An 11,348-nucleotide genomic window follows, 5' to 3' on the forward strand; every position below is an offset into this window, starting at 1 on the left:
CTAAGGAGGTGTGATGGCAAGTCAGGACTGGTTCGAGAAGGACTTCTACGCAATCCTTGGCGTCTCCAAGGACGCCTCGGAGGGCGACATCAAGAAGGCCTACCGCAAGTTGGCGCGCCAATGGCACCCCGACCAGAACCCCGGTGATGAGGCTGCCGAGAAGCGGTTCAAGGAGATCGGCGAGGCCAACGCCGTGTTGTCCGATGCCGAACAGCGTCAGGAATACGACGCAGTCCGACAGATGGCGCACGGGGGCGCCCGCTTCACGGCGGGTGGTCCCGGCGGCGGCGCCGGGGGCTTCGACGACATCTTCAGCGCTTTCGCTGGCGGCCAAGGTGGTCAGGGCGGACCTCAGATGAGGTTCTCTCAGGGCGGCGGCCAAGGGATCAATCTGGAAGACATCCTGGGCGGAATGCAAGGTGGCGGCAGCCCCTTCGGCCGTTCGTATGCCGACTATGGCGCACCAGCCGGACCTCGGCGTGGTCGCGATGTTGAGGCACGAACGTCGTTGACGTTCCGTCAGGCGGTCACCGGCGACACCATCACGCTGCGCGCTGCGGGCGGAGAGACCGTGACCGCCCGAATCCCTGCTGGGGTCAAGGACGGTCAGAAGATTCGATTGCGCGGCAAAGGTGAGCCGGGGGAGCCTGGCGCATCCGCAGGCGACCTCATGTTGCAGGTCGCGGTCGAGCCGCACCCGGTGTTTGGCCGGGACGGCAACAACCTCACGATTGATCTGCCCATCACCTTCGCCGAGGCCGCGTTGGGCGCGACGGTCGAGGTGCCCACCTTGGACGGAAACCCGGTCAAGGTACGCGTGGCTGCTGGCACCCCCAGCGGGCGGACATTGCGCATCAAAGGCCGAGGAGTCAAAAGCACCAAGGCAACTGGCGACCTTCTCGCCAGGGTGCAGGTCATCGTTCCGCAGCGGCTTACCGACGAGGCTAAGGCCGCCGTCGAGGCGTTGCGCGATCAGGAAGGCGACACCGACCCGCGCGCCGACGTCGTGGCAAAGGCTTCGACATGAACCGCCTCACTGATGACAAGACTCCGGTCTATGTCATCTCTGTCGCGGCCGAACTGGCGGGGATGCACGCGCAAACCCTGCGTCAGTACGACCGCCTCGGCCTGGTCACCCCCTCCCGCACGGGTGGGGGTGGCCGGCGTTATTCCGCGTCTGATGTTGCGATGTTGCGCCGCGTCCAAGAGATGTCCCAGGACGGCGTGAGCCTGGAGGGAATCCAGCGGGTGCTCGAGTTGGAGAATCAGGTCGCCGCTCTGCGGTCACGTATCGCCGAGCTGACCGAGCAGGTTAGCCGTCTGGAGCAACAGTCAGGTGCCAGGGTTTTCGCGGCCTCGCCCGATGGTCAGATCGTCGCGCTTCGACCTGGCGAACGTCCGGAGCGCCGGGTGGGAAGTTCATTGGTGGTGTGGCGCCCGCGCGTCAGATGACGCCGCCCGGCGATCGGGTGGAATTATGGCACCGTGGTTCATTACCTGTTGGTGTTTCCCGACCGTGCTGACGCCGAGACGGTGGCACACGACTTGCGCGAAGAAACCGACTTCGCTGAGGTCCGGGTCATTCGCGAAGCGCTCGCTGGCGAGGACGACTCCGAGGACCACGACTGGGCGGTCTATGTCCGGATCGAGACCCTCGATGACCCGACGAGCGCGCCGGCTCGCGCCTTGACGGATCGGTTCACCGCGCTGGCGCAGGAGCACGGCGGCTGGCTGGACGAGGACGTCTCTCCCACCTCGTAAACCGCGATAGGCAAGCCCGGCCGGGAACCGGCAAGTTGCGAGAAAATTAGCGCTCATTCACATATGTGAGGTGCGTCACCGAATATCTTTGCGGAGGCCGTCGCCCGGCGGCCGGTTGTCTGCGAGGAGATTTTCACTTATGACCGTTCGCGTCAGGCGCGGTACCGCCCTGTGGGTTGGGGTGGCAACGAGCGCGCTGGTGGTAGCCCCACTGGCCACGGCTCCGCCACTAGCCTCAGCTGATCCATCGTCCTCTGGCCCTAAGGGCCGCTACATCGTCCAGGTCACGGGCGCGCCGATCGCGAGTTACAACGGTAGCTCCAGCATCAAGCGCACCAAGCCCGCAAAGGGCAAGAAGGTCAACCGCAGTTCAGCGGCGGCGAAGGAATACGGCGCGGCCCTGAAGGTCAAGAAGAACAAGGTGTTGTCATCGGTCGGCGTCTCTACCGATGCCGTCACACATGACTACAAGGTGACGTTCAACGGATTTGCTGCCAAGTTGACCCAAGAGCAGGTCGCGGCGCTGCGCAAGTCCTCCAGCGTCGTACGCGTCTGGAAAGACGAGGTCCGGCACCAAGACACCACCACTACGCCAGACTTCCTCGGCCTGTCCGGGAAGAAGGGCACCTGGGCCAAGGAATTCGGCGGCATTAAGAACGCTGGGCGCGGCATGATCATCGGCGTGGTCGACTCCGGAATCTGGTCCGACCACCCTTCATTCGCGCCGACGGGACAGACCAAAGCCGAAGCAGAGACCATCGCCAGCAAGTGGAAGGGCACGTGCGACGCGGGTGTTGAGGCGCCCAAGGTGACGTGCAACAACAAGTTGATCGGTGCGCGCTACTTCAGGGCCAGCGGGTCTGTGCCGACGGAAGACTTCGCGTCGCCGCGTGACTTCGGTGGCCATGGCACGCATACCGCGAGCACCTCTGGCGGAAACGCGAACGTCAAGGCTGAGATTTACGGCGACACAGTCGGCAAGGTCTCCGGCATCGCACCGCACGCGCGGATTGCCGCGTACAAGGCGTTGTGGGGCGAAGCGGGTACGGGTGCGACTGCTGACCTGGTGTCCGCGATCGACGCCGCGGTCGGCGATGGCGTTGACGTCATCAACTATTCCGTTTCGGGTTCACGTACCGCAGTCGTGAGCCCCGATGAACTTGCCTTCCTCGGTGCGGCTGACGCCGGCGTGTTTGTCGCGACGTCGGCCGGAAATGACGGAACCGATATCGGCCCGTCGAGCGTGGCGCACAACTCGCCCTGGACCACGACCGTGGCGTCCTCGACGCACGACCGAGGTGCCGCGAAGACGATCACTCTTGGCAACGGCAAGAAGTACGAAGGCGTTGGCGTCCGGAAGGCCGTCCCGTCCTCGCCCATCGTGAACGCCGAGGACGTTTCCGTGAAAGGCGCGCCCGAGCTCTTGGCGAGCCAGTGCCAGACGGACGTGGACCCCGACAAGGCTGGCGCGCAGCCCGCCCTAGACCCGGCCAAGGTCAAGGGAAAGATCGTGGTGTGCACCCGAGGCGGCAACGATCGCGTCGTCAAGAGTGACGCCGTGAACGCAGCAGGCGGCGTCGGAATGGTGCTCGTCAACACCGACCCCGCGGAATCGCTCGATGCCGATTACCACGTCATCCCGACGATTCAAGTCACGCCAGCCAACGGCAAGCCCATCAAGGCGTATGCGTCCAAGAAGAAGTCCACTGCCGCGATCTCAGCGGCCGATGAGTCCACAGTGCGCGCCCCGGCGATGTCTGGTTTCTCTTCTTATGGACCGGCATTGGCTGGCGGCGGCGATCTGCTCAAGCCCGACATCACGGCGCCCGGCTCCAATGTGATTGCCGGCGTGGCTCCTCCGGGCAACTCGGACAACCTGTTCGGTTCCTACTCGGGCACCTCAATGTCGGCTCCGCACATTGCGGGCATCGCGGCGATGGTCATGCAGAAGAACCCGACCTGGTCACCCGCCGCGGTGAAGTCGGCCATGATGACCACGGCGACCACTAAGGACAACGAAGGCAAGCAGATCCAGCGCGGTGACAAAGACGCCACGCCGCTGGACTATGGCGCCGGACATGTTCAGGTCAGCAAAGCCTTCAAGCCGGGTCTGGTCTATGACGCGGGCTACAGCGACTGGCTGAAGTACGCCTGTGGGCTGGGTCAGCTGCAGCTGGTCACCAGCGAAGAGACCTGCGACGTCGTCGGCAGTACCGACTCGAGTGACCTCAACTACCCGAGCATCGCCGTAGGCGACCTCGTGGATAGTCAGACGGTCAAGCGCACGGTGACCAACGTCGAGAAGAAGGCGGCCACCTACACCGCCAAGGTCGATGCTCCCGCTGGAGTCAGCGTGACGGTCACCCCGCGCACGCTGAAGGTGCCGGCCGGTCAGTCTCGCTCGTTCGAGGTCACGATGCGTCGCACCACGGCGACGTTGGACGAGTACGCCTTCGGCCAGTTGACGTGGAACGGCAACCGTGGCCAGAGCGTCCAGAGCCCGATCGCGGTTCAGCCGCTATCGGTGCGTGCGCCGTTGTCGATTAACGGCACGACGACCTCCGGTTCGCGGGCGATGGAAGTCACGACTGGATACGCTGGCCCGCTCAACACCACAGTGCATGGCCTCACTCCCAGCACGGTGACCTCTAAGGAGGCGACCACCGCGAAGCCGGCTGTCTTCACGGTCAAGGTTCCGAAGGGCACCTCGGTCGTGCGTTTCGCCACCTACGACGAGGATTACGCGGAGGGCACGGACCTGGACGTCGTGCTCAAGAAGGATGGTGCGGTTGTGGCCGAAAGCGCCGGAGCCACGGCGGATGAGTCCATGACGTTCGAAGGTCTTGAAGCCGGTACGTACACGGCGGAGGTCGTGATCTTCTCCGGTGCGGCGAGCATGCCGGTCCGGCTGAACAGTTTCTTGGTGATGCCAAAGGCGGCGGGCAACCTCACGGTTGATCCCGCTGCACTGCAGGCAAAACTCGCGAAGCCGTTCACGATGACGGCGAAGTGGTCTGGCCTTGAGGCCGGTAAGCGTTATCTCGGAGTGATCCGCTACGACAACGGAACGCCTGACCTGGACAAGAAGACGGTGGTGTCAATCGACACCACCAAGGCTTCGTCCTAGTCAGATCCACCGCAGCGCTGGTCGGGGCTTCCCGGCCAGCGCTGCGTCATGTCAGAGTTGAGTGGAATACGCTCAACTTGGTGGATGTTGGTCCCAGTAGGAACAGAATTTTTCGACACTGGAGGCTGCATTGGACCTTTCGTTGACCACCAAATCGCAGGAAGCGCTAGCCGCGGCCGCTGCAGGCGCGGCTACCGCCGGCAATCCGCATGTGGAGCCCGCGCACCTGCTGCTCGCACTCACAGACCAAACCGATACGACCACGGCACCCTTGCTGGAGGCCGTCGGCGCGACTCCCGCTGCCGTGCGCAGCACCGCTGAGCAAGCACTGCGTAGTGTGCCGTCGGCGACCGGAAGTACCACCGCGCAGCCGTCTTTGTCGCGGGGGCTGGCGCACGTGTTGGAGCAGGCTCGCCAGTTGATGACGTCCATGGGCGATTCGTTCGTGTCGACCGATCATCTACTCGTGGCACTCGCCCGCACCGGAGACTTCGGTCTGGACGCCGCAGCGCTTGAAGCGGCGGTCCCGGCAACCCGGGGTGGCGGCAAAGTGACCAGCGCAGCGCCCGAGGGCACGTATGACGCGCTGGAAAAATATGGAACCGACCTGACCGCCGTTGCTCGTGAAGGAAAACTTGACCCGGTTATCGGGCGGGATAGTGAGATTCGCCGGGTGGTTCAGGTGCTCTCGCGGCGTACCAAGAACAACCCGGTGCTCATCGGTGATCCAGGCGTCGGGAAGACCGCCGTCGTGGAGGGGCTGGCGCAACGCATTGTTGAGGGTGACGTCCCAGAATCGTTGCGCGACAAGCGACTTGTCTCACTTGATCTGGGTGCCATGGTTGCGGGCGCGAAGTATCGAGGTGAGTTCGAAGAGCGCCTCAAGGCTGTCCTCGAAGAGATCAAGAGCAGTGACGGTGAGGTGGTGACCTTCATCGACGAACTCCACACCGTGGTCGGCGCTGGCGCTTCAGGCGAAGGCGCGATGGATGCAGGCAACATGCTGAAGCCGATGCTCGCGCGCGGCGAACTTCGGATGGTCGGGGCGACGACGCTCGACGAATACCGCGAGCATCTCGAGAAGGACCCAGCCCTTGAGCGCCGCTTCCAGCAGGTGTTCGTCGGTGAGCCCTCGGTCGAGGACACCATTGCCATCCTGCGTGGCCTCAAAGAGCGCTACGAGGCTCACCACAAGGTCGCGATCTCCGATTCCGCGCTGGTCGCGGCGGCTGCGCTATCTGATCGCTACATCACCAGCCGACAGTTGCCGGACAAGGCGATTGACCTGGTCGATGAGTCAGCCTCGCGGTTGCGCATGGAGATCGACTCCTCACCGGTGGAAATCGATGCGCTGCGACGCGCGGTGGACCGGCTCAAGATGGAGGAGCTGCATCTGGCCGGTGAGACCGATGATGCCTCCCGGGAACGTCTGGAGCGTCTGCGTGCTGACCTGGCTGACAAGCAGGAGGAGTTGTCTGCACTCACGGCCCGGTGGGATTCTGAAAAGGCGGGACTTAACCGAGTTGGAGACCTGAAGGCACAAATCGACGAGTTGCGGACGCAGGCCGATCGCCTTCAGCGAGAAGGGGATTACGCAGGTGCGTCCAAGTTGCTCTACGGGGACCTGCCCGAGCTGGAGCAGCAACTGCAAAGCGCTCAGGATGCCGAAGCAACAGCGTCAACGGCCGGCGGCGTGGCGCCGATGGTCAAGGACGAAGTGGGAGCCGATGACATCGCCGATGTCATTTCGTCGTGGACGGGGATCCCCGCGGGACGCCTGCTCGAAGGCGAGACCGAGAAGTTGTTGCGGATGGAGGAGGTGTTGGGCGAACGCCTGATCGGTCAGGTCGACGCGGTGCGTGCGGTGTCCGATGCCGTACGCCGCTCGCGGGCCGGGATCGCTGACCCTGACCGTCCTACGGGTTCCTTCCTGTTTCTCGGGCCGACGGGTGTCGGAAAAACCGAGCTGGCGAAGTCACTTGCCGATTTCTTGTTCGATGACGAGCGCGCCATGGTGCGCATCGACATGTCGGAATACGCCGAGCGCCATGCAGTGGCGCGCCTGATCGGCTCGCCCCCGGGCTACGTCGGGTACGAAGAAGGCGGTCAACTCACCGAGGCCGTACGCCGTCGGCCGTACTGCGTGGTCCTGCTTGATGAGGTGGAGAAGGCGCACCCGGAAACCTTCGACATTCTGTTGCAGGTGCTCGATGATGGTCGGCTTACCGACGGTCAGGGGCGAACGGTCGACTTCCGTAATGTCCTGCTGGTGATGACCTCCAACCTGGGATCGGCCTTCTTGGTGGATCCGCTGCTGTCCGCCGAACAACGGCGCGACTCGGTGATGACGGCCGTGCGCCAGGCCTTCAAGCCGGAATTCCTCAACCGGCTTGATGAGCTGGTGATCTTCGAGCCGTTGACCAAGGCAGAGCTTGCGCACATCGTGCAGTTGCAGGTGGCCGAACTTGACCGGCGACTGGTTGACCGACGCATCACGCTCGAGGTCACCGACGCCGCGCGGGCATGGTTGGCGGAGGCGGGTTTCGACCCGGCCTACGGTGCTCGTCCGCTGCGGCGTTTGGTTCAGAAGCAGATCGGTGACCGACTCGCAACAGCGTTGCTTTCGGGCGATGTGCGCGACGGCGGTCGGGCGCAGATCGACCTATCCGACTCCGGGGACCACCTGACTTTGCGCTGAGCCCAGGTTATTTCGGCTTCGGCGAGGTCTAAAAAAATAACCATGCGCGAATCTCCCACGCGGAGCATTAGTGCAAGTACCGTTCATCCATCACCACGCATCATTAACGCGTCGACCCAAGAAACTTCGTGACCCATCGAGGCTGGGAGGTCTGCGCGGCAATCACTCATGGCTGAAATGAGAGGTTTTGAGATGGACAGAACTCGATCGATCACTGGGGCATTAGCGGTTACCACCGCGACACTCCTGGGTGCGGCAACAGTAGGCCCGATCGGCTCCGCGTCGGCAGAGTCCAAGGCGGTGCCCAACGTCGCCAAACTGGCCGGGAATGCGCTGGCCAAGCAGAAGATCACGTGGAGCAGATGCTCTGAGTTACAGCCCGCGTCGGTCCAGTGCGCGACCATCAAGGTGCCGCAGGATTGGCATGACGCCCAGAATGGCAAGACCTGGGACGTCGCGATTTCCTACAACAAGTTGAATGATCACAAAGATGATCATTTCAAAGGCGCCATCATGGGAAACCCGGGCGGTCCTGGTGGGTCTGGCCTATCGATGGCGGCCGGTTTTGCTCAGTCCATGCCAGATTTGAATCCTTACTATAACTACATTGGATTTGACCCGCGTGGCACCGGCAAGAGCAGTCACGCCAGTTGCGAATACACCGTGGACCCCAATGACACCAGTAAGTTCGCCGAGTGGAAGGCGATCGGCAAGGCGTGCGCGGGTGACCCTCAGGCGAAGACAATCACGACCGAGCAGACGACGTACGACATGGATTTCATTCGTCACCTGCTGGGCCTGCCCAAGCTCAACTACCTCGGCTACTCCTACGGGACCTGGCTCGGCTCCTGGTACTCCAAGGTCTTCTGGTCCAAGGCGGACCTCATGGTGCTCGACTCCGCTCTTGATGTGACGGAGCCGACCTACCAGCACGACAAGGAGTTCGAACCGTGGGCGTTCCCTCGCCGGACTAAGCTGTGGTCGAAGCCATATGAGGTCCGTCAGGACGCGGCCGAGCCAGGTGTCAGTACGCAACCGGCTCCGGCGGCGAGCGCCTCGACCGAGAAGCAGCGCACCTTCCTCAAGGCGCAGGCAAAGTCGTCCTCCCCGATCGTGCGCAAGGGCGCGGAGCGTCGCCTCAAGGACCTGTCAAAGTTGACCAGCACCATGACCAAGACCCCGAGCGCTCGCGCCAGAGCGGGCAAGTCGACGGCGGAGGCCTCGACCTTCGTCGACATGTCGTCGATGATCCGGTGTGGCGACGGGCAATACACCCAAGGCGAGGCGTACTGGAAAGCCTGGTACGACAAGGTGGTCCGGGAAATCGGACCGCAGGCAGACAACGGAACCCTGGTGGGCTTCGAGTGCTTGGCCTGGCGGACCCAGAACAAGATGCCCGTAGCCGACCCGAAGACGTATCCCAAGACGATCGTGGTCCACTCGGAATTGGACGCAAACACCGTCTGGGAGCACGGCAGCGCGAGTGGTTTGGGATTGCCCAACACGAAGTTCATTGCGGTGGACAACGAATCGCAGCACGGAGTGTTCCCCTACGGCACCGAAGAAGTTGACCGTCCAGTTCTGAACTTCTTCCTCGAGGGCAAGCTTCCCAAGCCCAATGTGTCCGTGTCTCAGGGCCTCCCACGCTTCGGCGAGACGGAGACCTACGAGTACTGGAAGCCGATCAACAAGAAGGGCAAGCACTACGGCGAGCTTGTCACCGACCCGTGGCAGAAAGCAGGGACGCCGACGATTGTGCCGACCCCGGTGACCGGAGCTGAGATTGTCCGCGAAGGCGAGATCCAGGCTGGCTTCCACAGTTGGGTGCTGCAGAACTACGGCATCGAAGGGTGGAACCTGGTGAAGCGCTGAGGATGCGACCAGGTTGTTGATTGTTCACAGGCGCCGAGACCGACCGACTGGTCGCTCTCGGCGCCTGGTGTCAACGCAGATCGGTGATGGCCTCGCACCAGGCGGGCCCCACGAAAGGAAGCGCGATGAAGAAACCTCGTAAGGTCACCGCAGTCGTTGCGGTCAGTGCAGGGGCGGCTCTTGGTGCTGGCGCATTAGGCCCCGTTGGTCCAGCAACGGCGGCCGACGACGTCCCTAATGTGGCCAAGTTGGCCGGCAAGCTCGCCAAGCAGAAGATCAAGTGGAGCGATTGCACGTGGGAAGATCCTGCGCCTGTCGCCACGGTGCAATGCGCGACCATCTCGGTCCCACGCGACTGGCACGATTCTCAGAACGGTAAGACCCTCAAGGTCGAGATCTCCTATAACAAGATCAATGAGCACGACGAGGATCGCTTCAAGGGCGCCATCATGGGAAATCCCGGTGGTCCGGGCGGGTCCGGCCTGAAGATGGCCGAAACTCTGGCCGAGAGAGCCTTCCCGGATCTGAAGCCCTACTACAACTTCATCGGCTTCGACCCGCGCGGAACAGGAGCCAGCGAGCACGTTTCGTGCGACTACACCGTTGACCCGCAGGACAAGAGCGCGTTCGCGAAGAACAAGGCGATGGGCGAGCAATGCGCCGATGACCCGGATGCAAAAGTCATCACGACCGAGCAGACGACCTATGACATGGACTTCATCCGGCACCTTCTAGGACTGCCCAAACTCAACTACTTCGGCTACTCCTATGGCAGTTGGCTCGGCTCGTGGTACTCCAAGGTCTTCTGGTCCAAGGCAGACCTCATGGTGCTTGACTCCGCTCTCGATGTGACGGAGGCGGCCTACCAGCATGACAAGGAGTTCCAGCCGTGGGCGGGGGCGCGGCAGCAGGACCTCTTCTGGAAGTCGGTCAACAAACGCAAGGCCGAGCCCAGCCCGTCGCGCTCGGGCCAACAGATTGACCAGGGCTCAGTTCCAGCGCCGACAGCGACGACGCAGGCTCAACGCGACTTCTTGAATAAGGCAACCAACTCCCGGTCTGCGCTGGTCCGCAAGACTGCGTCAGCCAAGATCAATCAACTGGACAAACTGACGCGCTCATCTCTGAAGAGGAGCCCCGGCCGAACCGCGACAGCGGATGGGCAGACTCTGACCGATATGGGCACGATGATCCGTTGTGGTGACGGGCAATACACCCAAGGTGAGGGCTTCTGGCAGGCGTGGATTGACAAGCTGGCCCGCGAGTTGAACGACGGCAAGATCACGGCGGGAATGTACCGGGAGCAGGCCGTGCAATGCCTGACCTGGAAGACGCAAAACCAGATGCCGGTGGCCGACCCGAAGACGTACCCGAAGACCATCGTCATCCAGTCCGAGCTCGACGCGCAGACGGTGTGGGAGCATGGACGGGCTAGCGGTCTTGGTCTGCCCAACACGTCTTTCATCGCCGTTGACAACGAGGCTGAGCACGGCCTCTTCCCTTATGGCACCGAGGAAGTCGACCGACCGGTCATCAACTTCTTCCTTCAAGGGAAGTTGCCCAAGGCGGATATCACGGTTGCCCAGGGCCGGCCGTTGGATGGTGAGACCCAGACGTACGAATACTGGAAGCCACTCAACAAGAAGGCCAAGCACTACGGCGAGTTGGTGAGCGACCCGTGGCAGCCGGCCGGTACGCCGACCATTGTCCCCGTACCGGTCAGGGGCGCTGAGATCGTGGAGCAGTCGCAGATCGAGGGTGGATTCGAGGCCTGGGTGCTGGAGAACTACGGCATCAAGGGTTGGAACTACGTCACGCGCTGACGCAGATCATCGAGCGGGTCGCCCTCTGGGTGGCCCGCTCGATTCTGCTCGATGGGGGCGATTCGGA

At 62.8% G+C, this 11,348-nt stretch carries 7 protein-coding genes; all 7 read left to right on the forward strand.

The genetic code is table 11. From position 1 onward, the window contains the following. The first annotated feature begins 13 nt into the window (after positions 1-13). Complete coding sequence (locus F562_RS0115805; protein WP_018157946.1) at positions 14-1,027, forward strand: DnaJ C-terminal domain-containing protein; 1,014 nt, start codon at positions 14-16, stop codon at positions 1,025-1,027. Next, positions 1,024-1,452, forward strand: coding sequence for a heat shock protein transcriptional repressor HspR (locus F562_RS0115810; protein ID WP_018157947.1), 429 nt, complete (start codon positions 1,024-1,026; stop codon positions 1,450-1,452). Before F562_RS0115805 ends, F562_RS0115810 begins: the two co-directional genes overlap by 4 nt. Before the next feature lie 33 nt (positions 1,453-1,485). Next, positions 1,486-1,761: a hypothetical protein gene (locus F562_RS0115815; protein ID WP_018157948.1), complete on the forward strand. Its 276-nt coding sequence runs from the start codon at positions 1,486-1,488 to the stop codon at positions 1,759-1,761. Positions 1,762-1,900: 139 nt separating this feature from the next. Then, the gene (locus F562_RS0115820) at positions 1,901-4,888 is read left to right on the forward strand and encodes a S8 family peptidase (protein WP_018157949.1); all 2,988 of its coding nucleotides are present in this window, start codon (positions 1,901-1,903) and stop codon (positions 4,886-4,888) included. Between the two features lie 130 nt (positions 4,889-5,018). Continuing rightward, positions 5,019-7,586, forward strand: coding sequence for an ATP-dependent chaperone ClpB (clpB, locus tag F562_RS0115825; protein ID WP_018157950.1), 2,568 nt, complete (start codon positions 5,019-5,021; stop codon positions 7,584-7,586). 192 nt (positions 7,587-7,778) lie between these two features. Further along, positions 7,779-9,458: an alpha/beta fold hydrolase gene (locus F562_RS0115830; protein WP_018157951.1), complete on the forward strand. Its 1,680-nt coding sequence runs from the start codon at positions 7,779-7,781 to the stop codon at positions 9,456-9,458. Between the two features lie 125 nt (positions 9,459-9,583). After that, positions 9,584-11,281 carry an alpha/beta fold hydrolase gene (locus tag F562_RS20405; protein ID WP_018157952.1) on the forward strand — a complete coding sequence of 566 codons (1,698 nt, stop codon included), beginning with the start codon at positions 9,584-9,586 and terminating at the stop codon, positions 11,279-11,281. Positions 11,282-11,348: the final 67 nt, after the last annotated feature.

This window comes from Demetria terragena DSM 11295, from assembly GCF_000376825.1.
GTDB lineage: Bacteria > Actinomycetota > Actinomycetes > Actinomycetales > Dermatophilaceae > Demetria > Demetria terragena.

Coding starts and splice junctions, on each gene's coding strand:
- F562_RS0115805 (WP_018157946.1), top strand. CDS start 14: ATGGCAAGTCAGGACTGGTTCGAGAAGGACTTCTACGCAATCCTTGGC.
- F562_RS0115810 (WP_018157947.1), top strand. CDS start 1,024: ATGAACCGCCTCACTGATGACAAGACTCCGGTCTATGTCATCTCTGTC.
- F562_RS0115820 (WP_018157949.1), top strand. CDS start 1,901: ATGACCGTTCGCGTCAGGCGCGGTACCGCCCTGTGGGTTGGGGTGGCA.
- F562_RS0115830 (WP_018157951.1), top strand. CDS start 7,779: ATGGACAGAACTCGATCGATCACTGGGGCATTAGCGGTTACCACCGCG.
- F562_RS20405 (WP_018157952.1), top strand. CDS start 9,584: ATGAAGAAACCTCGTAAGGTCACCGCAGTCGTTGCGGTCAGTGCAGGG.